The 21,245-nt window shown below is 55.6% G+C and carries 23 protein-coding genes and 1 tRNA gene; 10 read left to right on the forward strand and 14 right to left on the reverse strand.

What is annotated here, in order from left to right:
• Window positions 1-236 precede the first annotated feature (236 nt).
• On the forward strand, window positions 237-3,326 hold the full coding sequence (locus CLV88_RS04680) for a valine--tRNA ligase (RefSeq protein WP_106607222.1): 3,090 nt from the start codon (window positions 237-239) through the stop codon (window positions 3,324-3,326).
• A gap of 109 nt (window positions 3,327-3,435) precedes the next feature.
• Here CLV88_RS04680 and CLV88_RS04685 read toward each other — a convergent pair whose 3' ends face one another.
• Complete coding sequence (locus CLV88_RS04685) at window positions 3,436-4,227, reverse strand: crotonase/enoyl-CoA hydratase family protein (protein ID WP_106607223.1); 792 nt, start codon at window positions 4,225-4,227, stop codon at window positions 3,436-3,438.
• Between the two features lie 120 nt (window positions 4,228-4,347).
• On the opposite strand from CLV88_RS04685, the gene CLV88_RS04690 reads away from it, so the two are divergent.
• Together CLV88_RS04690 and CLV88_RS22945 are read left to right on the forward strand one after the other, a co-directional pair.
• The gene (locus CLV88_RS04690) at window positions 4,348-5,451 is read left to right on the forward strand and encodes a pyridoxal phosphate-dependent aminotransferase (protein ID WP_106607224.1); all 1,104 of its coding nucleotides are present in this window, start codon (window positions 4,348-4,350) and stop codon (window positions 5,449-5,451) included.
• 77 nt (window positions 5,452-5,528) lie between these two features.
• The gene (locus CLV88_RS22945) at window positions 5,529-5,705 is read left to right on the forward strand and encodes a hypothetical protein (RefSeq protein WP_165798808.1); all 177 of its coding nucleotides are present in this window, start codon (window positions 5,529-5,531) and stop codon (window positions 5,703-5,705) included.
• Here CLV88_RS22945 and CLV88_RS04695 read toward each other — a convergent pair.
• Entirely contained in the window at window positions 5,702-6,904 is a 1,203-nt protein-coding gene (locus tag CLV88_RS04695; protein WP_106607225.1) for a pyridoxal-phosphate-dependent aminotransferase family protein, read from the reverse strand. The genes CLV88_RS22945 and CLV88_RS04695 overlap by 4 nt on opposite strands.
• 228 nt (window positions 6,905-7,132) lie before the next feature.
• Here CLV88_RS04695 and CLV88_RS04700 point away from each other — a divergent pair, with 228 nt between their 5' ends.
• Window positions 7,133-8,962 carry an ABC transporter ATP-binding protein gene (locus CLV88_RS04700; protein WP_243403582.1) on the forward strand — a complete coding sequence of 610 codons (1,830 nt, stop codon included), beginning with the start codon at window positions 7,133-7,135 and terminating at the stop codon, window positions 8,960-8,962.
• Here the strand turns inward: CLV88_RS04700 and CLV88_RS04705 are convergent, their stop codons facing one another.
• On the reverse strand, window positions 8,963-9,643 hold the full coding sequence (locus CLV88_RS04705; protein ID WP_106607226.1) for a TIGR04283 family arsenosugar biosynthesis glycosyltransferase: 681 nt from the start codon (window positions 9,641-9,643) through the stop codon (window positions 8,963-8,965).
• 72 nt (window positions 9,644-9,715) lie between these two features.
• Here CLV88_RS04705 and ygfZ point away from each other — a divergent pair, with 72 nt between their 5' ends.
• Window positions 9,716-10,456, forward strand: coding sequence for a CAF17-like 4Fe-4S cluster assembly/insertion protein YgfZ (gene ygfZ, locus CLV88_RS04710; RefSeq protein ID WP_106607227.1), 741 nt, complete (start codon window positions 9,716-9,718; stop codon window positions 10,454-10,456).
• Window positions 10,457-10,505: 49 nt separating this feature from the next.
• Here ygfZ and efp read toward each other — a convergent pair whose 3' ends face one another.
• Window positions 10,506-11,069: an elongation factor P gene (efp, locus tag CLV88_RS04715; protein ID WP_106607228.1), complete on the reverse strand. Its 564-nt coding sequence runs from the start codon at window positions 11,067-11,069 to the stop codon at window positions 10,506-10,508.
• Window positions 11,070-11,286: 217 nt separating this feature from the next.
• On the opposite strand from efp, the gene CLV88_RS04720 reads away from it, so the two are divergent.
• Window positions 11,287-11,607, forward strand: coding sequence for a DUF6280 family protein (locus CLV88_RS04720; RefSeq protein WP_106607229.1), 321 nt, complete (start codon window positions 11,287-11,289; stop codon window positions 11,605-11,607).
• A 166-nt stretch (window positions 11,608-11,773) separates the two neighbouring features.
• Here the strand turns inward: CLV88_RS04720 and CLV88_RS04725 are convergent, their stop codons facing one another.
• From CLV88_RS04725 to CLV88_RS04735, 3 genes are all read right to left on the reverse strand, one after another.
• Window positions 11,774-12,673: a hypothetical protein gene (locus tag CLV88_RS04725; protein ID WP_133169911.1), complete on the reverse strand. Its 900-nt coding sequence runs from the start codon at window positions 12,671-12,673 to the stop codon at window positions 11,774-11,776.
• Between the two features lie 134 nt (window positions 12,674-12,807).
• The gene (locus CLV88_RS04730) at window positions 12,808-14,223 is read right to left on the reverse strand and encodes a TolC family outer membrane protein (RefSeq protein WP_106607231.1); all 1,416 of its coding nucleotides are present in this window, start codon (window positions 14,221-14,223) and stop codon (window positions 12,808-12,810) included.
• A 42-nt stretch (window positions 14,224-14,265) separates the two neighbouring features.
• On the reverse strand, window positions 14,266-14,919 hold the full coding sequence (locus CLV88_RS04735; protein WP_106607232.1) for a protein-L-isoaspartate O-methyltransferase family protein: 654 nt from the start codon (window positions 14,917-14,919) through the stop codon (window positions 14,266-14,268).
• Between the two features lie 230 nt (window positions 14,920-15,149).
• Here CLV88_RS04735 and CLV88_RS04740 point away from each other — a divergent pair.
• Window positions 15,150-15,223, forward strand: a tRNA-Cys gene (locus CLV88_RS04740).
• Window positions 15,224-15,291: 68 nt separating this feature from the next.
• Here the strand turns inward: CLV88_RS04740 and CLV88_RS04745 are convergent.
• From CLV88_RS04745 to CLV88_RS23730, 3 genes are read right to left on the reverse strand one after another with little or no spacing between them, the layout of a single operon-like run.
• Window positions 15,292-16,323 (reverse strand): site-specific integrase, encoded by a 1,032-nt coding sequence (locus CLV88_RS04745; RefSeq protein WP_106607233.1) that lies wholly within the window; start codon window positions 16,321-16,323, stop codon window positions 15,292-15,294.
• Window positions 16,320-16,511, reverse strand: a complete 192-nt coding sequence (locus tag CLV88_RS04750; RefSeq protein WP_024096637.1) for a hypothetical protein — start codon at window positions 16,509-16,511, stop codon at window positions 16,320-16,322. The genes CLV88_RS04745 and CLV88_RS04750 overlap by 4 nt, the downstream gene beginning before the upstream one ends.
• A gap of 24 nt (window positions 16,512-16,535) precedes the next feature.
• A complete protein-coding gene (locus tag CLV88_RS23730) occupies window positions 16,536-16,754 on the reverse strand; it encodes an Arc family DNA-binding protein (RefSeq protein WP_106607234.1) in 219 nt (72 codons plus the stop codon).
• Window positions 16,755-16,814: 60 nt separating this feature from the next.
• Between CLV88_RS23730 and CLV88_RS04760 the strand changes: the two genes are divergently transcribed.
• The gene (locus CLV88_RS04760; RefSeq protein ID WP_106607235.1) at window positions 16,815-17,129 is read left to right on the forward strand and encodes an Arc family DNA-binding protein; all 315 of its coding nucleotides are present in this window, start codon (window positions 16,815-16,817) and stop codon (window positions 17,127-17,129) included.
• A gap of 2 nt (window positions 17,130-17,131) precedes the next feature.
• Here CLV88_RS04760 and CLV88_RS23655 read toward each other — a convergent pair whose 3' ends face one another.
• Window positions 17,132-17,548, reverse strand: coding sequence for a hypothetical protein (locus tag CLV88_RS23655; protein ID WP_341477141.1), 417 nt, complete (start codon window positions 17,546-17,548; stop codon window positions 17,132-17,134).
• Between the two features lie 383 nt (window positions 17,549-17,931).
• On the opposite strand from CLV88_RS23655, the gene CLV88_RS04770 reads away from it, so the two are divergent.
• Both CLV88_RS04770 and CLV88_RS04775 read left to right on the forward strand, forming a co-directional pair.
• Complete coding sequence (locus CLV88_RS04770) at window positions 17,932-18,144, forward strand: helix-turn-helix domain-containing protein (RefSeq protein ID WP_106607237.1); 213 nt, start codon at window positions 17,932-17,934, stop codon at window positions 18,142-18,144.
• Between the two features lie 2 nt (window positions 18,145-18,146).
• Window positions 18,147-18,347 (forward strand): hypothetical protein, encoded by a 201-nt coding sequence (locus CLV88_RS04775; protein WP_106607238.1) that lies wholly within the window; start codon window positions 18,147-18,149, stop codon window positions 18,345-18,347.
• Window positions 18,348-18,784: 437 nt separating this feature from the next.
• On the opposite strand, the gene CLV88_RS04780 is transcribed toward CLV88_RS04775, so the two are convergent.
• Genes CLV88_RS04780 through CLV88_RS04790 form a run of 3 tightly spaced genes read right to left on the reverse strand, consistent with a single transcriptional unit; the run spans window position 18,785 to window position 21,245 of the window.
• Entirely contained in the window at window positions 18,785-19,558 is a 774-nt protein-coding gene (locus tag CLV88_RS04780) for a type 1 glutamine amidotransferase (RefSeq protein WP_106607239.1), read from the reverse strand.
• Window positions 19,555-20,244 (reverse strand): GntR family transcriptional regulator, encoded by a 690-nt coding sequence (locus CLV88_RS04785; protein WP_106607240.1) that lies wholly within the window; start codon window positions 20,242-20,244, stop codon window positions 19,555-19,557. The genes CLV88_RS04780 and CLV88_RS04785 overlap by 4 nt, the downstream gene beginning before the upstream one ends.
• Before the next feature lie 35 nt (window positions 20,245-20,279).
• Window positions 20,280-21,245: a threonine ammonia-lyase gene (locus tag CLV88_RS04790; RefSeq protein ID WP_106607241.1), complete on the reverse strand. Its 966-nt coding sequence runs from the start codon at window positions 21,243-21,245 to the stop codon at window positions 20,280-20,282.

A 21,245-nucleotide genomic window follows, 5' to 3' on the forward strand; every position in this document is an offset into this window, starting at 1 on the left:
GGGACATCACCGCGCGACTTCTCAACGTTACGGCCATCGGCTCCCCAGCCTGTACCTCACGATCATCAAACACAATTTCAGTTAAAAAAGTGTTCTGCCGCTTCTCAATGTTCAAAAATACCCAACTCTGGGCCGTCCATTTGCGCTGTCCGGTGTGAAAAAACCAATGCGCCCTCCTTCCCCTTTGCCCCCGCATTCGATACAGCATCCCGCGACCACTAAAGGGATCAAGACGCATGCCGATGGAAAAAACATTCAACGCCGCTGAAGCCGAAAGCCGCCTCTATGCAGCATGGGAACAGGCCGGTTGCTTTACCGCAGGTGCCAACGCCAGACCCGGCGCTTCGACCTATTGCATCATGATCCCGCCCCCAAACGTGACCGGCGTCCTGCATATGGGCCACGCCTTCAACAACACGTTGCAGGACATCCTGATCCGCTGGAAACGTATGCAGGGCTTTGACACGCTCTGGCAGCCGGGTACAGACCATGCAGGCATTGCCACCCAGATGGTGGTAGAACGCAAGCTGGCGCAAACACAGCAACCATCACGCCGAGAGTTGGGCCGCGAAAAATTCCTCGAGAAGGTCTGGGAATGGAAGGGCGAAAGCGGAGGCACCATCGTCAATCAGCTCAAGCGCCTTGGCGCCTCCTGCGACTGGTCCCGCGAAGCCTTTACCATGTCCGGCGCACCCGGCGCCCCCGAAGATGTTGCTGGCGGCAACTTCCACGATGCCGTGCTCAAGGTCTTTGTCGATATGTACAACAAAGGCCTGATCTATCGCGGCAAGCGCCTCGTGAATTGGGACCCACATTTCGAAACCGCCATTTCTGACCTCGAAGTGGAAAACATCGAAGTCGCTGGCCATATGTGGCACTTCAAATACCCGCTCGCCGGCGGCGCGACTTATGAATATGTCGAAAAAGACGAAGACGGCAACGTCACCCTGCGCGAAACGCGCGACTATATCTCGATCGCCACAACCCGGCCTGAAACCATGCTGGGCGATGGCGCCGTCGCCGTGCACCCCTCGGACGAACGCTACGCGCCCATCGTGGGCAAGCTCTGTGAAATCCCAGTGGGCCCCAAAGAGCACCGCCGTCTGATCCCGATCATCACCGATGAATACCCGGACAAAGACTTCGGCTCTGGTGCGGTGAAAATCACTGGCGCGCATGATTTCAACGATTATCAGGTTGCCAAGCGCGGCGGCATTCCAATGTACCGCCTGATGGACACCAAAGGCGCAATGCGCGCCGATGGCGAAGACTACGCGGCTGCCGCAACAATCGCCATGTCGGTGGCCAAAGGTGAGCGCAGCCTGAGTGAAAACGAGGCAGACGCCGTCAACCTCGTCCCAGATGATATCCGTGGCTTGGACCGGTTCGAGGCGCGCAAACTGGTGGTAGATCAGATCACGGCCGAAGGTCTCGCAGTGATACACAACGTCACCGAAGAGGGCCCGGAGGGTCCCGAAGAGGTGCTGCGCCCCTACGTCGAAAACAAACCGGTCATGCAGCCCTTTGGCGACCGCTCCAAAGTTGTCATCGAACCGATGCTGACCGACCAATGGTTCGTGGACGCCAAGAAAGTCGTCGGCCCCGCGCTCGACGCCGTACGCGACGGCACCGTGAAAATCCTGCCCGAAAGCGGGGAAAAGACCTATTACCACTGGCTGGAGAATATCGAGCCTTGGTGTATCTCACGCCAGCTTTGGTGGGGGCACCAGATTCCGGTTTGGTATGGAATAAAACTAACAAAAAATGAAGATGGCACCAAACAATTCGACCTCAGTGGCCGGATAGCTCATTGTGCTCCTACTGAAAGCGAAGCGATAGAGTGGTTCCAAAACTACTATGGAAGTGAGGTAGATTTAGTTCCCTCACCTCCAACTGATCAAGAATTGAGGGAAAACTACGAAGCCGGTTTGTCTGTTTTTACGATGGTGAAGGCGTTCGAAGTTCAAGGCGAAAGTGGTAAATTCAAACTACCCGTTTACCGCGACCCCGACGTCCTCGACACCTGGTTCTCCTCCGGCCTCTGGCCTATCGGCACACTCGGCTGGCCCGAAGACACGCCGGAGATGGCGAAATACTTCCCGACCTCGACCCTCGTCACAGGGCAGGACATCCTGTTCTTCTGGGTGGCGCGTATGATGATGATGCAGCTTGCCGTTGTCGATCAGATCCCGTTTGACACCGTCTACCTGCACGGCCTTGTGCGCGACGCCAAGGGCAAGAAGATGTCGAAATCCACCGGCAACGTCATGGACCCGCTCGAGATCATCGACGAATACGGCGCCGACGCGCTGCGCTTTTCCTCGGCGGCCATGGCGGCCCTCGGTGGTGTGTTGAAGCTCGACATGCAACGTATTGCTGGTTATCGGAATTTCGGCACCAAGCTCTGGAATGCCGCCCGCTTTGCCGAGATGAATGGCGTTTACGACACCGACGTAATACCGACGCAATACCGACGTGATACCGACGTGGCCCAAACGGCCAATAAATGGATCATCGGAGAGACCGCCAAAGTGCGAGAAATCGTTGATGAGGCCCTCAGCAGCTTCCGGTTCAACGATGCCGCAAATGCGCTTTATGGCTTTGTCTGGGGTAAAGTCTGCGACTGGTATTTGGAGTTTTCCAAACCGATGTTTTCGTCCGAGGACGAGGCCGTCGTCGCCGAAACCAAGGCCACCATGCGCTGGGTCATCGACCAGTGCCTGATCCTCTTGCACCCCATCATGCCCTTCATTACAGAAGAGCTCTGGGGCAACCTCGGCGCGCGCGAAAAGATGCTGGTGCACACCGACTGGCCAACCTACCAAGCTGCTGATTATGTAGACGAAAACGCCGATCGCGAAATGAATTGGGTGATCTCGGTGATCGATAATGTTCGCTCGGCGCGCGCCCAGATGCACGTGCCCGCCGGACTAAAAATCCCCATGCTTGTCAGCGAGCTGGATGACGCCGGTCGCGCCGCCTGGACGCGCAACGAAGCGTTGATCATGAAACTGGCCCGTATCGACAGCCTGTCGGAAACGGCCGAGTTCCCAAAGGGCTCGATCACCGTCGCAGTTGAGGGAGGCAGCTTTGGCCTGCCTTTGGCCGATATCATTGACATCGACGCCGAAAAAGCCCGCCTTGAAAAGACTTTAGGTAAATTGGCCAAAGAGCTGGGCGGCCTTCGCGGGCGTCTCAATAACCCCAAATTCGTGGCCTCCGCCCCGGACGAGGTGGTCGAAGAAGCCCGCGCCAACCTCGCTGCACGTGAAGAAGAAGAAGCCAAACTGAAAGCGGCATTGGCCAAGCTGGCCGAGCTGGGGTAACACCTTGGAATAAGGGCGTGTCACCGGTGGCCTGCCACCACGACACGCCCAATCCGTGCCCAAGGGCGATAGGTTTCGTAGGTCGGACAATCTTGTCCGACTTACCAGATCAGTCGAAATTTGGCTTCCGTTTCTGTAGGTTAGAAGCAATCGTTTCCATTTGATGCGGCTTCCCGATCAAACCCGCCTGCACACGACTTTCTTCAAGCAACACTGCATCTTGATCCCCCATATGCGCCTCGGCAAACCCGATCAACTCCTTGGCGGCGCGGATGGCAGATGGGCTCTTTTCGGCAATCTCTTCAGCGAGCGCCAGCGCCGCCGCCACAGGATCTTCGGCAAGCTCTGTCACTAAGCCCCATTCCAACGCTTGCTCCGCCTCAAACGGTGCAGCAGAATAAGTCAATCGCCGGATGACATCGCTACCTGTCAAGTGCGGCAACAGTGCCATACCGCCCATATCCGGCACAATCCCCCACTTTATCTCCATCACCGCCAGCTTGGTTCCCGGTGCCGCAATGCGCACATCCGCGCCCAAGGCAATCTGGAAACCGCCACCATAAGCGACACCTTGAAGCGCGCAGATCACCGGCATCGGCAACTTGCGCCAGACCATCGCAACCTGTTGGAACAGATTTGCATCGCCATACGTCCGAGGCATCAGAAAACTCTCCGGATCTTGCCCCGCCATCGCGCCAAAAGACATGATGTCCAACCCAGCGCAGAACGCCTTTCCTTCGCCAGACAGCAACACCACGCGCACCTCATCTCGCGCCATGAGTCCCTCGCCCGCCTCAACAATGGCTTGCATCATTTTGGGATCCAACGCGTTCATCTTGTCGCCACGGGTCAGCGTCACGTGTGCTATGTGATTCTCGATTTCGACAGATACGCGAGACATGACGTCACTCTCCTCCGGTACAGTTCTCGATACTCTCTATCGAGCTCAACTCGAATGCTACACTAACGTCAGGGCATTTCGTGCTTGTTGCATGACGGCCAATGCGCCACTCTTTACCACATGACAGGACCACGCTTTACCAAACTCGCACAAACCCTGCCCGCTACCGTGCCTTTTGTCGGCCCCGAAGCTCAGGAGCGCGCGCGTGGAGAACCCTTTTCCGCACGCCTTGGTGCCAATGAAAACGTCTTTGGCCCTTCTCCCAAGGCCATCGCCGCGATGCGGGACGCCTCGTCCGATATCTGGATGTACGGCGACCCAGAAAGCCACGATCTCCGCTATGCGTTGGCAGCATTCCACAATGTGGGCCCACAGAATATTGTCGTCGGCGAAGGCATTGATGGGCTTCTTGGGTATCTCGCACGTTTGCTCATCGAACCGGGCGATGCTGTCGTCACTTCAAATGGCGCTTACCCCACATTCAACTACCATGTCGCGGGCTACGGGGGCATTTTACACAAAGTACCCTACTTCAATGACGCCGAAGACCTGCCAGCGCTGCTCAAAAAGGCCGGCGAGGTTGGTGCAAAGCTTGTCTATTTTGCAAATCCCGACAACCCTATGGGCAGCTGGCACACTGGCGGAGACATCGCCGCCGAACTGGATGCACTTCCAAACGGTTGTGTGTTGCTCCTCGACGAGGCCTATGTCGAACTGGCCCCACCCGGAACAGCAGTACCAATTGACATCAACGACGCTCGCGTCATTCGAATGCGCACCTTTTCCAAGGGCTATGGTATGGCTGGCGCAAGGGTCGGGTACGCGCTGGGACAGGCCGACTTCATCCGCGCCTTTGAAAAGATCCGCAATCATTTTGGTTTGAACCGCGCCGCCCAAGCTGGCGCGCTTACTGCGTTGCAAGATCAGGCTTGGCTCGAACAAACCGTAGCAAAGGTGACCGCCTCACGCGACATGCTCTCCGAAATTGCTGCCAAATATGAGCTCGCTGCGCTTCCATCAGCCACCAATTTCGTCGCGATAGATTGCGGCCGTGACGACACCTATGCAAAGCTCATATTGGAGGGCCTTGTTAAACGCGGTATTTTTGTTCGTATGCCCTTTGTCGCGCCCCAGAACCGGTGTATCCGCGTTAGCTGCGGACCAGCCCGTCACATGGCATTGTTCGACGCCGCCCTAGAGGAGGTGTTGGCCGAGATTGGCTGATGAGGCAACTGCACAAAAAAAATTGATCCCAGTCAGCACGATTCGCAGTTAACCTCTCAAACCGGGAGGATGTCAGCATGTCTCGTCCAATTCAGCGTGTTGAAAACTATACGATCACTTGCCTTGTGATGGGTTTTGTAAATCTCATCTGGATATTTGGCGTATTGTGGGTGGTCTGGGGTTTGCCTGCGGTGATGGTTCTCGCCGTGATCCTGAACGCGGGCATTGACCGTATCGGTCAAAAAACTCGCTAGACGTCCGAGCCAGCAATCACCGCCGCCGCCGCATCCACGCCGCCAACACCGTGCGGAATGCCCAGTGCAACCAAACCTGTCTGTACAGTTGCCAACATCCCCAGAATCATCTGCGCATTCACATGCCCCATGTGCCCAAATCGAAAGAACCCATCACTTTGGGGATCTTCTTCGGTCGCCATGCCCAACCCGATACCAAGCGTCAAACCCGCAGTTTCCTGAGTCCAACGCCGCAACGACGTCCCGTGCGGCACACCAATTCGCAAGGATGTTACAGCATGACTACGATGCGTCGGCTCGGTTATGTTCAACTCAAACGGTCCTTGCATGGCCCAAGTTTCAGAGGCGGCCCAAATCGCGTGTGCCAAAATCTTATGGCGTTTCCAAACGTTTTCCAGCCCTTCTTCATGGATCATGTCCAGTGCAGTTCGCAGGCCATACAAATGATGTGTCGGTGCAGTGCCGCAGAAATGAAGCGCGAAAATCTCTGGATTAGTGCGCGGTCGCCAGTCCCAGTATTTACTGACCCGGCGCATTTCGCCCCGCACACGATCTGCCTTGTCATTATAGAATACAAACCCCACGCCAGCCGGCACCATCAGACCCTTCTGGCAGGCTGCAACCATAACATCGACACCCCAATCATCCATCTCAAAGCGGTCACAGCCCAGCGACGCGATGCAATCAACCATCAACAATGCCGAATGCCCTGTGCTGTCAAGCGCCGCCCGAATTGCCGCAATATCAGACTTGGCAGAGGAGGATGTGTCCACGTGCACAGCCAGAACAGCTTTAAAACTATGGGATTTGTCTGCCGCCAATGCTTCGGCCACTCGCGCAACATCGGCGGGCTGGCGACGCCCAAACTCAAGCACTTCGCACTCCACTCCCAGCGCGCGCGCCATGTCCGACCACCCATGCCCGAACCAACCCGACGCCAGAACCAGAACCTTGTCGCCTTCTTCGACCACATTGGCCAGCGACGCTTCCCAGACCGCGTGACCATTGCCGATATATATCGCCGCCTCATGCTGCGTTCTGGCCACACGCTTTAGATCTCTCAGGATGTCGGGCATCATCCCGATCAATTCGCCTTCATAGATGTTAGGCGATGCGCGGTGCATGGCACGCAGCACTGCGTCCGGCATCACCGAAGGCCCTGGTATCGCCAGATAGGTTCGCCCCTGATTCAGATCCATATGCACACTCCCATTCAGCCAAGCGACCCTACTGCCACAGCTGGTAAGGTCAATATGGTCGAAGCGGCATTTTTCGCGCACACCACAGCGGAAAAACGCGGCACACCCATTGCCTCTGGTTTCGGGCCGTGCTCGGTTGTAAATGGTCACCAAAGCGACACCCCGGACACAAGGGCGACACCATTGGCACAACCGAACCAGGATAATAGCCAAAAAAGCGGCGAACTGATGCGCTGGGTGTGGACCGCCTATTTGCGTAAATACAAGTGGCTGCTCCTTTTTTCCGCTCTGCTCATGGCGATTGAAGGCTCTTCTCTGGGTGCCATCAGCTACATGGTCAAACCCATGTTTGACACCGCGTTTTCGCAGGGTAACGAAAACGCCCTGTGGGCTGTCGGCCTGATAATCACGGGAATCTTCGTTCTTCGCGGCATTACCAGTGTTCTGCACAAAGTCATCATGACCGCTGTTGCGCAAAACGCCTCAACCGATTTGCGCATCGACATGCTTGGCCATCTCATGCGTCAGGACAACGCGTTCCACCAAACGCACCCTCCGGGGTTTTTGATCCAGCGTGTCCAGTCCGACGTGCAATCCATTAACGGCGTCTGGGCTGCATTTATCACTGGTGTTGGCCGCGATTTCATCTCGTTGATCGCGCTTCTCGGCGTTGCAATTAGCGTCGATTGGAAATGGACCGTCGTTGCCTGTGTTGGAACGCCATTGCTCGTTTTGCCTACGCTCGCCGCTCAGCGATTTATTCGAAAACGCTCGCGCGAAGCCCGTGACCTTGGCGCTGGCCTTGCAACACAGTTGGATGAGGTCTTTCACGGCATCGTCCCGACCAAACTCAACCTGCTTGAGGAATACCAGGCCAAGAAATTTCGCATTGATTCCAAACAGCTTGTACGCGCCGAAGTACGCGCCCGTTTTGGCAGCGCCTCTATCGCGGGTATGGTCGACCTGACCGCCGGATTGGGTTTTTTCTGCGTGCTGATCTATGGCGGTGGTGAAATTATCGCCGGTGAAAAGACCATTGGTCAATTCATGAGCTTTTTCACCGCCATCGCAATGATGTTCGAGCCTCTGCGCCGCCTCGGTGGCATGACCGGCCTATGGCAAGTTGCGGCATCTTCTATAGAACGCATCAAAGAGCTGCTCGATGTTCAGCCCACCCTTGTGGACCCCACTAATCCACTGGCACCCCCCAAGGAAACCCCCGGCGTCGAACTCAGCAATGTGCACCTCGCCTATGGCGATGCAACTGTGCTTCAGAACACGTCTTTCGTGGCGGAAGCGGGCAAAACCACAGCGATTGTTGGGGCCTCTGGTGCCGGAAAATCAACGGTCTTTAATATTCTGACCCGCCTGGTCGACCCTCAATCCGGGTCGGTCAAGGTTGGCGGCGTCTCTAACCAAGACCTATCTCTGGCCGATCTGCGCGGGCTGTTTTCCGTCGTCTCCCAAGACGCCCTGTTGTTTGACGAAACTCTGCGCGAAAACATCTTGCTCGGGCAGACAAACGTGAACGATACCCGCCTCCAAGACGTGCTCAAGGCAGCTCATGTGGCCGACTTCCTGCCCAAGTTGCCCAACGGCCTTGATAGTGAGGTAGGCCCACGCGGATCCAACTTGTCAGGCGGCCAGCGCCAGCGCACGGTCATTGCCCGCGCGCTTTTGCGTAACACACCCATTCTTTTGCTAGACGAGGCCACATCCGCCCTCGACGCGCAATCAGAAACCGTAGTGCAGCAAGCGCTCGACCGGCTGTCCAAGGGGCGCACAACACTTGTGATTGCGCACCGTCTTTCAACAGTTCGGGAAGCCGACAAAATTGTGGTCATGGACAAGGGCGAAGTTGTGGACCAAGGCACCCATACCGAGCTGCTCGCGCGCGGGGGGCTATATGCGGAGCTCTACAACCTGCAATTCAACACCGAAGGTGAAACGGCCGAAGCCAAGGCACTCAAACCCGTCGCAATCGATCCCGCGCCGAATGCTCGACCAGCGCAATCGCTGTTCGCCCGTGCGCTTTCTCGTTTGCCTTGGGTGCGCTGATCAACGCCGATAATCCGCCGCCAGCCGTTCTGGTGATGCTCCCATGAAATACCGCAGCAATATGGTCAAGTTCCGCGTTCCTCGCCGCAACCATCCTGCTTTGGCGTATTTCTCGCCGCTCGTTTCGGCAGTCGAAGGCAGCGCCACCAACCGCCCACTAAGCGCAAGCGCTAATGCGACATCCTCCATCAGCGGAACGTCTGGATACCCTCCCGCGTGCGCATAAGTCTCGCGCGCGATCAATAAGCCCTGATCCCCGTAAGGCAAGCCAAATACCCGTGACCGTAGATTTGCCCACCCCGAAACTACGGTCGGGGCCAATCCGATTGTATCGAAACGCAATTTGAAATACCCGGCGCGATCTGGATGGCCCATATGTGACATCACGCTTTCGGTCCATCCTTCGGCCAAAACCGTATCTGCGTGTAGAAACAACAGCCACCTCCCCCGCGCCTTTTCCGCACCCACCCGCAATTGCCCACCGCGCGAAGGTGCGACTTGCACGACGTCCGCCCCGGATTCCTGTGACACCTCAACAGTGCGATCACTGGATCCTCCATCCACCACGATCAGTTCGCGGATAAGCCCACACTGAACACCCTCGAACAATGCCGACAAACACGCCGGAAGCGCCTCTTCAGCGTTAAACGTTGGGATAACCACACTCAGCGGTGCGCGCATTTTCCAGTCCAGCTCTGTTCATTCACGCGGATGCTTCTATATGAAGATAGTGAGCAAGAACAGGACCCCGCTATGGACCGCCCCAGAACCATTCTTCGCGTCTCAGGCGCCGACACCAACCATTTCCTGCAAGGGCTTGTCACCAATGACATGGATCACCTGACAGATGGGCTTCTGTATGCCGCGCTACTAACGCCCCAAGGCAAATACCTGGCGGATTTCTTTTTGAAACGGGACGGCGCGGATGTTCTCCTTGATGCTGACGCCGAACAAGCACCGGGCCTTATGGCGCGCTTAAATATGTATAAGCTGCGTGCCGATGTTTCGATTGAACAATCGGAGCTTCACCTGCATCGCGGGACAGGGGACACACCCACTGACGGTGTCGCTGATCCCCGCACATCGGCGCTTGGATGGCGCGCATATCGCAACGCTAAGCAAACAGACGACACGACCGATTGGGATGCCCTACGCGTCGCCCACAAGGTCCCTACAGCCGGTATCGAACTTGGCCCCGAGAGCTATATCCTTGAAAACGACTTTGAGCGCCTCAACGGTGTCGATTTCCGCAAGGGGTGTTACGTCGGCCAAGAAGTCACTGCGCGCATGAAGCACAAGACCGAACTGCGCAAAGGTCTCGAACGCGTTGAGTTGTCAGGCACTGCAGAGATTGGCACCCCCATTACCCGCGAGGATCGCGCGGTTGGCACGCTTTTTACCCGGTCCGGCGGTCAGGCATTGGCCTACCTGCGCCGCGACCGCGCCGTCGGTAACATGCGGGCAGGCGACGCCATCATTCGCTTTACCTCATAAACAACAAAGCCCGCCAAAGGCGGGCTGAGTTTCGCGAACCATGCGCAAGTTACGCGCGTTCGGAATAATCCATGGTCTCGGTGTTGACCACAATATCCTCGTCTTGTCCCACAAAAGGTGGCACCATGACCCGAACGCCATTGTCCAACACCGCAGGCTTGAACGAATTCGCCGCGGTCTGACCTTTTACCACCGGTTCTGTCTCAACGATTTTGCACACGACTTTCTGTGGGAGCGATGCGTTCAACGCCTCATTCTCATAAAATTCGACAACGATCGTCATTCCGTCCTGCAAAAATGGGCGGCGTTCGCCCAATAGATCCGCAGGCAACTGGATTTGCTCATAGGTTTCGGTGTCCATAAACACCAGCATCCCGTCATCTTCATATAGGAACTGCTGATCCTTTTGCTCCAAACGGACACGCTCGACTTTGTCCGCGCTGCGGAAGCGTTCGTTCAACTTCGATCCATTGCGCAAGTTGCGCATTTCGACCTGCGCAAATGCGCCGCCCTTACCCGGCTTTACGTGGTCCACTTTAACTGCAGCCCACAGGCCACCATTGTGTTCCAGCACATTGCCGGGTCGAATTTCATTACCGTTTATTTTGGGCATTTAGCAAAACCATGGCAGAGAGGTTGATCCAATTTGGTCCGATCCTATATCTGCATGGCTGACGAGAGGCAAGGTCTCAGACCTCGCAATGCGCGCCCCAAACGCCATGCGTAAATTGCATAGAAGCTATGCAAAAACAGCCTATCCGAATCAGATGAACTACGTCATAAGGGGCGTCACGCCGAAAACGCAAGAGCAATAATACAAGGACGACGAGATGACCGATTTCGTTGATGGAGCGGCTTTCAATAATGAACAAGGCAACCGCGCCCGCAAACTTTTTGCGGCAGTTGTTTTGGCCGCACTGGATGATGCCATCGCTGACGACAAGAAATATGGCAATGGCCCCGAGCAAATTGCTCGTTGGGCACGCTCGCGGGATGGCCGTGAAGTACTGTCATGCGCTGGTATTGACCCGAACGAACGTGTCGTATCGGGCCTGATGGACTTCGTTGGCAAAGGTGTGCGCACCTCAGTCGCTTTGTCGCGCGAAGAAAGCGAACGTCGCAATGCCGCTGCGCAGGCTGAAGCTGCCTAAGCAAACCATATTTCTGAAAAAGACGGCGCTCCTCTCTTGGGAGCGCTGCTTTTTTTGGCCATTTTTTGCGGTAATCTGCGACGCGTAGGAACTGACGAGGCTATTCCTTGTTTGGCCTTGGAAAAACCTCGAACGAAAGTCACTCAGCGTTGCTTCAGTTCAAACCTTAATCCAAGTCATGAGCAGCAAGTGCCCTGTGTATCTCGCGGCGCACCAACTTGCGCACGTTACGTGTGATACGCTCCCCCAGCGCCCCCTGAAGCTCCTGACGTACGATATCAGCAACCATTTCGCGCAGTATGTCTTCATCTATTACAGCGGCCTCATCAACCGCCTGCGCGACCTCTGGCACCGCCTCTTCAATGATTTCGTCGCTGATGACAGCTTCAAAGCCGCTCGCCGTATCGAATTCTTCCGTCACCGTGTTGTTCGGCACTTCCCAAGAAGACACTTCAGGTTCGGTTCCGGCATAGTCACTGTCACCGGGGGAGTCAGGTTCTTCAACCAAACCATCCCCATCGCGCCAGTGCACGATCCGTGCGTCTAAAACCCGCTGGAAATCGAATGGTTCTTCTTCGTCCAAGCCGTCTTCCGCAAGCTCATCGTCGACTAAAGGCTGTTCACTAACCTCCGAGACTTCAAGCGCTTGAGCATCCCCATCTAACGACACGCCGAGGGCATTTTCATACGCTCCGCCAAAATCGCTCTCCTGAGCGGCATCTGACAATTCAGCGCCCTCTGTCGAGTGCTGGGGTTCATCACAATCAGTAACCTCACCGCCTTCGCGATAGTCTCCCTGCTCTACTGGCTTAGACGGTATACCCGCCTCGTCAAGCGCTACCTCCACGCCTGAATCACCTTCAGCTGACATCACATTATCGGGATCAGATTCGGCTTGATCAATGTCTGTTTCGTCTTCCAAAACGCGCAATGCGGGTGTCAAAACCAGAGCGGAAGGCGTGTCTTCGCGAACGGTTGCCAGATTAGAAACTGCCGCCTTGGGTACATCCTCGACGTCGTTGGCAATCACAGATCTGGTGGCACTCGCATCTCGATTCTCTGACACGAGTCTCCGAATAGACGTCAAAACGTCTTCAATTTCACTGTGTTTTACCGGGTCAGGCATTCTTCAGCACCACTCATTCCTCAATGGAAGTGTAGCGACTACAGTCTCTTGGCACAACCGATAGGGATAATTGCTTACTCTTTGCCGAGCGACTTGAGGACTTTATCCAACTGTTGACCGCGCTTTGTATTCACCGCCGGCGCGTCCTTGACCAGATTATAGTATGCTTCGGGGTCGTACTGCTCGACACGCAGATTCAAATGATCTACCGTCAGCAACCCCATGGATGACAAGACCGCATAGGCGGCAATGACCTGCGTCGCTTGCGCTGAAATCAGGTTCGCTTCAGCGTCCAGCAAGTCTTGCTCAGCCGTCAATACATCCAGAGTAGTCCGGGCGCCCAGCTTCGCCTCTTCCCGCACACCTTCAAAGGCAATGCGCGCCGCGTCCACTTGACGTTCACTCGACGTGATCGCTGCGCCAGCAGCTATCAGCGTCGCCCATGAACTACCCGCCTGTTGGCGAATACTATGTCGCGTAACATGCAAAGACGCGCGAACAGCATCTCGTTGCGCCATAGCTTGACGTGTCAGGGCCGACAGGCGTCCGCCCGCATATATTGGGCCGCTAAAACTGAACCCGATGGACGAGCTATTTGAAAAATTGTCGCTGCCAAACTCTTGGTCTGTCGCCAAACGCCCAGTCAGGCTGATCGTAGGCCCCATGTCGGACTTAGCACGCATTACATTTAGCTCAGCTGCCGAAATCTCATGCTGGATCCGCACCATGTCCGGGTGCGACCGAATCGCGACTGCCTTGGCATCCTCTACGGAGCGGGCTGTGTACGGCAATTGCGAAGGCGAAACCAAGCGCCCTGGCCGACTTCCAATTGCCGCCGCATAAAACTCCTGACTCGTTGCAAGATCACCCTGCGCCGCTGAAAGCTCAGCACGCGCTCCTTCAAGCCGAGCCTCGGCAAGCGCCACATCTGTACGGGTGACTTCGCCGACTTCAAAACGATCCCGCGCAGCTTGCAATTCGCGCTCCAAAACTCGCAGGTTATTTTGCCGCAACAAAACAATTTCTTCGTCCCTAACGACGAACATGAACGACTGGACCGCGTCAAACAGAACAAATTGCTCGACAGAAATCAGTGATTGACGCGTTGCCAAAACGGTTTCCTTGGACGCATCAACAGCTAGCTTGGTTCCACCATTGTCAAACAACAACAAATCAAAAGACAAACCGATCGCCGCATTTTGCGTAGAATTGTAGCGAGTTGAAGCAGTGGCCGCAGACCGTACACCACTATTTAGGTGACCAACCTCACCAAACCAGCTGATCACAGGGCGTAACAGAGCTAAGGTAGCGGCGACGTCTTCGTCAGCAGCCCGCAACAGTGCGCGGTTTTGCTGTAGCAATCCGCTGTGATAGTAGGCTTCCGCCAACGCGTCTGGCAAAGTCTGCGCCTGCACGTTTACACTCAAACCAACTGAGGCGCTCAACACCAAAAATCCGGTGCGAATCGCTTTGTGAATATCGTAGAACATACCTGCCTCTATCCTTTGCGGTGCATTGCCAGGACCAACCTCTTACAACTCGAAAGTGTAGTCTTTTTGAAAACCCGGCAAAACCGGTGCCGTGGCGTTGAAAACAAAGCGCCAGTTGATTTCGCCATTCAGTTTGCTGCCGACCCGCACGGCCCCCAAAGCCCCATCCATAAACAGTGTGGCAATACGGCCGCCTTCTTTCAACTGCGATTTTAGTGCTTCTGGCAAAATCTCGACACCGCCTTCCACGACTATCACGTCATAAGGGCCATGCACTGCGGCGCCCTCATTTAAGTCACCGACTTGGACGACGACATTATCAACTCCATGCTCAACCAAAAGGCTTTGCGCTTCGCCCCCACGGGCCTCATCGTCTTCCAACGCGACAACTGCCTCTGCCATCCGCGCGATAATGGCGCTGGAATACCCCAGCCCGACACCTACATCCAAGACCAACTCATCTTGCTGAATATCCAACGAGTCAAGCATTTTGGCCAAGACACGAGGGTCAATCACGACGCGATTTGCATCCAGATGAATGTGCTCGCCAATATAGGCCGCGTCGCGTTTTTCGTGCGGCACAAACGATTCTCGCGGCACATTCAACAGTGCCTCGATAACGGTATACTTAGTAACATCCGATGGTCGTACCTGCGTGTCCACCATTGTGGTGCGAAGGTCAGTGAAATCCGCCATTGCAACCTCATCCGCTCTTGTTCGAGTTGCTCACTCTTGCCACACCTACTTGCTGTGGGCAATGTCCCACCTCCATAATTTGCAGCCGCGCGACCATCGGCCAAGCCGGTTGACCGCCATTTTGTTGTTATTTCCCTTTACGGCCGCTGCCGGGCGTAAAAAGAGCTTGCGCCGCCCAATTTTTCGGACCATTTAAGCGCCATACGTCGGGTTCCCCGACCACCACAGTTGGCGAGTTGGCGGAGTGGTGACGCAGCGGATTGCAAATCCGTGTACACCGGTTCGATTCCGGTACTCGCCTCCAATAAAATCAATGACTTGCGTCATCCCTCTTCTCCTTCACTGCCGTTTTTGAAACAAGCGTTGAAACTTTCACGTTTCGGTCTTGCTTCGTTCCATACGGTTTCTTGCCTCTTGCGCGCGCTTCGCCAGCTCCCTTTGCCGGATCGGCCCGCCATATTTTTTCAGCATCTCAACACCTGAGTGACCGGTGACGGCTTTGACCATCTCGTCATCACATCCGGCTAAATAGAGCTCGATGGTCGCGTTTTTCCTGAGCCCGTGCGTTTTGTAGTAGCTCGCCTTCTCATGCTTCATCTTCTTTTTGATGGTGCGCATTTCCTCCGCAACGATGCGGTAGCTCACCGGTCGACCTTTGGGGTCGGTCACGAGAGTACCGTCCGTTCGCGCGAGTCCGTCGAGATGGGTCTTGAGGCGATCCGTGAGCGGGATCCACAGCGGCTTCTCGGTTTTGCCTTGAGTGAAATCGAATCCCTCATCCGAAAAGTGCGCCCACTTCATCTTCACGACATCGCCAATGCGCTGGCCCGTGCCAACGCAAAGCTCGTAGACCAGCCGCGCGCGTTTTGAAGCCAGGGCTTCGAACTCTGCTCGAACATCGTCTGGCCAAGGCTCCCACCCGTCGCTTTGCTGCTTGAAGAGCGGAATGCCCTTCGCCGGATTGCCATGCTCTTTCTTGATAAAACCAATCAGACGGGCGTGGTTCATCAAGACGACCATGACCTGGACGAGATAGTTGGCTTGCCGCCAGTGATCCGCATTGGCGCGGTGCAATTCGTAAATGTGATGGGTTTCGATCCTGGCCGGGTCTTTCTCCGCCCATATCTCACGAATGTGGCTGATGTAACGCCGATAGTCGGATCTCGTCCGGGGCTTCAGCTTCTTGTAGGCGTCGCTCTCGTAGTAGCTGAGAATCAACGCCTCAAAATTGCGCTTCACCGGCGCAGGCGCTGGTTTTCCCTTCAGCAAGCGATTGTAGTGATCCCAAAATTCCGGTGTGCCCGCTTCCTCGTGCATCATGACGGAGATGCCGCGCGATCGCCGGATGAACCGTAGGTAACCCCTGTCACTATAGACGTATTTTGGCAGGCTCTTGCGGGTCATTCGCCCATTCTCAAGTCGCTGTTGAGAAAGTCGTCGGCGGCCTCTGGCGCGACCATATTCGCATCGACGATGACACTGCCATCAGGCTTGATCTCGAATTTCGCGCGCTGCCAACCTGCCTCCCGCGCCTCGCGGATAAAGGCTGAGGCCGCTTGTTTCGCTTTCGTCTGTGCACTTGCTTTGGTCATCGTCTCGACACCTCTCTCACCTCGTTAACAACGCGCATTATCACACTGATTCATATTGATATTTCCAATTGAACCGAGTGTGGAACGCCTGTCCTTCGCCGCGCGAATGGCTCGGATAACTTCAGAGTTTTGGGAGTTGCCATTGCGATCGGACTCCGCCTTGATCCACTCCTTGAGCTCTTGCGGAAGCCGAAGCTGCATTGGTTTACGACTATTCATGAAACGCCTCCAGGTTGAAAACATACCCCGTTAGTGGCACTTAGCCACTATTGCGTCAATCGAATTTTATGGCACAGTGCCACCATGTCAGAACAAAGTGCTCAAAATCAGGACAAGTTCATCGTGCGATTGCCGGATGGCCTTCGTGACCGGATACGGCTTGCGGCCGAGAGCAACCACCGTAGCATGAACGCTGAGGTCGTTGCCGTCCTTGAAGAAAACTACCCCGCGCCAGTCCCGGAAAACATCGGCGACCCCGCAGCCCGAATGCTATTCTGGCTCGCCAAACGAATCCGACGGAGAAGCCCGCAACCGGGCTCACCCAGAGACAAGCAAGCCGCCCTATACGAGCGTATTGCGGGCGATATTTCGGAACGCATGAAGGATATCGGGGAATAGCCTTAGTAGGCCACCCACTCGTATCCATGGTTGCCTTCGTGATCTTCCCATTCAACGCCAACCCCGCGTCGCCAATTCGATGACGAACAGCGCCGCGACGGCAGCACCCACTGCGGGGCCGCCGCTGGTGTCGTGCGTTGCCAACCGAATTCGCCCTGCGTGCCATAGGTCCCGAGGAGAATATTGTAGCTCTCAGAACAGTCATCGTCGCGACCGCGTTCGCGATGGCTGTAGTACCGGACATCCCAGACACGGATCGAGCGCACGAAATCGAATTCCAGACCACTGATGTCGATATCGGCACCGCCTTCAGCCGTCTGTGTCAGAATGACTTGGCCGAGCGTCTGACCTGTTTGGTTGCTGGCCTCCCAAATCTTTGGGGCCGTGCTTTGCAAAGACACCCGCTCAGAAACACCCATCGGGCAGCGCCAGATTTGCAACGGCGGCTCGATCGGCCAAGGCGTAATCCGCCTAATGAAAACCGCACGAGAATGGGCACATTCTGCTGAAGTTGGCCACCCGCCAGCCAGGCAAAGCAGAATGGCGCAATCAACTTGGTAGGCTTTTACTGCCTGCGGAGCCAAGCTGGAAACGACACTTATGGCGACCCCGCCAAGCAAATTTCGGATGGATTTGAGCCACATATCAATAAGCGCCTTTCGACTTCATTACTATAATATTGATGGTTGTTGCCCAACTTCGCCCCGCACACCATATGCGAGCAAGGGATTAGATCCACTCGCGCGCACTTTGTGGAATATATTCCGTAGAGCAATTCTTGTGATCTGGCCGAATACAGGCCATGAAATTGAGGGAAACAGTAGGGTTAAATATTCGGAATCTAAGAAATTCCAGAGGATTGAGCCAAGAACAATTAGCCTTAGCTGCTGACCTGGATCGTAGCTATATCAGCGAGATCGAGCTCGCGAAATTCTCAGCATCGATCGATGTTCTAGAGCGGATCGCGCATGCTCTCGAGGTCGCTCCCAAGGAATTGTTTAACGAGAGGGGCTAGTTTTGCCCGAATTTGAGAGTGGTCGCACAACAGCCGAAGCCATCGGCCGCATTACGTGCATCAAAACAGGCGTCGAAATCGGCCTACTTTATCTGTGGGATAACGGCGACACGCAGGCCGCGCTGCACGAAGACGGCCTGCTTCGATCGACAATCTGCCCAGAGCAACAGGCAGGACCGGACCTTGGTGCAAATCGCGGCTAAGAGCCGGAATGAGCCCTGAGTGGAAGTGACAAAATCTCGCTGCGCGCGCTCGCAGCACAAAATTCGCCACGACCGCATCATTTTCAGCGCTGCTGTGCGGCGTGATAACCAGCCGTTTACGTATGTCACAGCGATAAAGAGAACACGGATCTACAGGATGCGGACTTTCCGGACTTGCGCAGTCGCCGCTATTGTTTTTAAGAAACCTGATGCGTTTTCAGCGACGTAGTTGCGGTGCCGCAGCTGTTTTTACCAGACCGGGTGTTCGAATGCGTTGAACCCAACCGAAACCAGGCCGAATGTTCGCCACCTCCTGTTTAAGGCATCGAGATCAGGGCAACGCCAATTTCCCAATAGGTACGCCGAAGCAATCTGCGCAAATGCTGACACAGTTTTCCCGAACAAAAGCGAAAACGAGTTCAGATTCCGTATTGGTCCTATGGGCTCAACGTGACTGGACGTTGTTCATTCAGCTCTTTCGAAGCAATCTTCATGAAGTTTCGGATCAAATCGGCGCCATCCTGATCATCCGAATAGTTCCCGACATGCTCAGGTTCGGTCTGCTCATACATACAGGACCAGACGGATCGGCGGGATTCCGGATGGAACTGAGTTGTGTACCAGTGGTTACCATGGTCGATACAGATGGCGCTGCTTTCACCGATGCGGGCCAGGACCTTTGCCTTCTGCGCGTCTGATGGGATCACATGCAGATAATTGGCGAAGTTGAAACGGGGGGATGTGGACAGGCCCTCAAACAGGGGGTGCTGACGCCCAAGCTCTGTCAGCTCAATCTCATATGTTCCGGCAAGAGTCCCTCCGGCGCGGCCATCGAGCACGCCATCCTCGAATTGTGTCGATACCAGTTGATGTCCGCCACAAATGCCAAGCAAAGGCTTCCCGGCATCGCGATATTGGCGCAGCCAGGCATAAAGCGCGCGCAGCCAGGGACGGTCCTCAGTAACCACATGCATCGTGCCGCCGAGGATGACACAGTCGACATCATCAACTGCAGGCAGTGCATCACCGCGACAAATGTCGACACCGGATAGTGAAAAACCCGTTTCCTGCGCCACGGGGCCAAACCAGTCCACGATCCAGTCTTTTTCCTGGCCGGATGAACATAAGCCTCCAAAGTGATCGGGGTTGAAAAGTACATTTTCGCCCAACATGGAAATGAACAGCAAGGAGCGTTCAGCTTTTTCGGTCATGTCGTTTCTTTCTCTGTCTTGGATGGACCAGTTTCGAACAAAGTGCCGCCTTCCTCTTGGATGGCATCCAGACGCGACACGACCACCCTGAGATAGGTTTTGTGAATCGAGGCCGTCAGCCTGACATCGCCGATCTCCAGACTGCGGCGCAACATTCGGATCTCATCCTTCAAATCCTCGACCTGGACGCGCATATCGACGCGATCCAGCAACAGGAACCAAAAGCGCGCGGACTGATAGAACAATGTGTCGTTGATGTCCTCCAGCACTGCGTTGGTGGTCAGTTCATGCAGGATTTTGTGCAGGCGCAGAAGCACCCGAGCAAATTCGCGTTTGTCGTGATTGTGCAGCATTGCATCGCAGCGCGCTTCTAGGTCGCGCATTTCGTCCAGTATGGCCGGGTTCCGAGGAGCCGGAGTGGAATCGCCCATCGCATCCATGAGCCGCATTCGCACGATATAGATATCGCGCATGGATTTCAGATCGACCGAGGTAACGATGGTGCCATGCCCATGCTGGCTGGAGATCAGGCCATTGTGTTCAAGCTTTTGCAGCACGTCCCGCATCGGCGTGCGGCTGATGCCGAATTCCGCGGCCAGTTCCCGTTCGTTCAGACGCGTACCAGGCTGATAATCAAGAAGGCAGATACGCCTGCGCATTTCGAGATAAATATCATTTTTGGTCATGCGCTGCTCACTATCTGTCGCGGGTAATCGCCAACTTATGCCATCCACTCAAGAAAACTGTCCATATCGACGTTGCCGCCCGATACCAGAGCAACGATGGTCTGCCCTTGCAAGGCGTCATTGTTCGACAAGGCGGCGGCCACAGACACCGCGCCGCCGGGTTCGGCAACAACCTTGAGTTCGGTGAAAAGAACCCGCATTGCGGCGACAACGTCTGGCTCGTGGACGGAATAGCAACCAGACAGAGTTTTCAAGTTGATTGGAAAGGTCAACTTCCCGGGTCGCGCTGTCACGATCGAGTCGCAAATCGAGCTGTGACCCGGCTCAATCGACAGGGCCGTTCCCGCCGCCAATGAGCGCTTGGTGTCGTCGAAATTTCGGGGTTCAGCCGCCCAGATTTCAGTGTCCGCATGGCGCGCAAGCATGGCCGTGGAAAGCCCGGCGATCAGCCCACCGCCTCCGACCGGGCAAATGACCTTGTCCGCTTGCACGCCAAGCGCGTCCAACTGCTCAGCTATTTCCAGTCCGGCTGTGCCTTGCCCGGCCATCAGATGGTAGTCGTCATAAGGTGGCACCAGCGTTGCGCCGGTTTTTTCGGCGATGTCCCGGGCGATTTCGGCACGGTCACCCGTTTGGCGGTCATAGGTGATGACCTCAGCCCCCCACTGGGCGGTGTTGTCCAGCTTTATGCGGGGCGCATCGGAGGGCATCACGATTTTTGCCGCAACCCCCATCGCGCTGGCCGCTGCGGCGACACCTTGCGCGTGGTTGCCGGAGGAATAGGCCACGACCCCCGCCTTGCGCTGTCCTTCGTCCAGCGACGCAATCTTGTTGTAGGCCCCGCGAATTTTGAACGAGCCGGTCTTTTGCAGGCATTCCGATTTGATCAGCAACCGGAACCCAAGCGCGTTGTTCAGCAGAGGAGATTCCAGCAACGGGGTTCGGATCACGACATCCCGTAGCCGCTCGGCTGCTTGCGCAATCATATCGAAAGTCAACAT

Source organism: Shimia abyssi (genome assembly GCF_003014475.1).
Lineage (GTDB): Bacteria > Pseudomonadota > Alphaproteobacteria > Rhodobacterales > Rhodobacteraceae > Shimia > Shimia abyssi.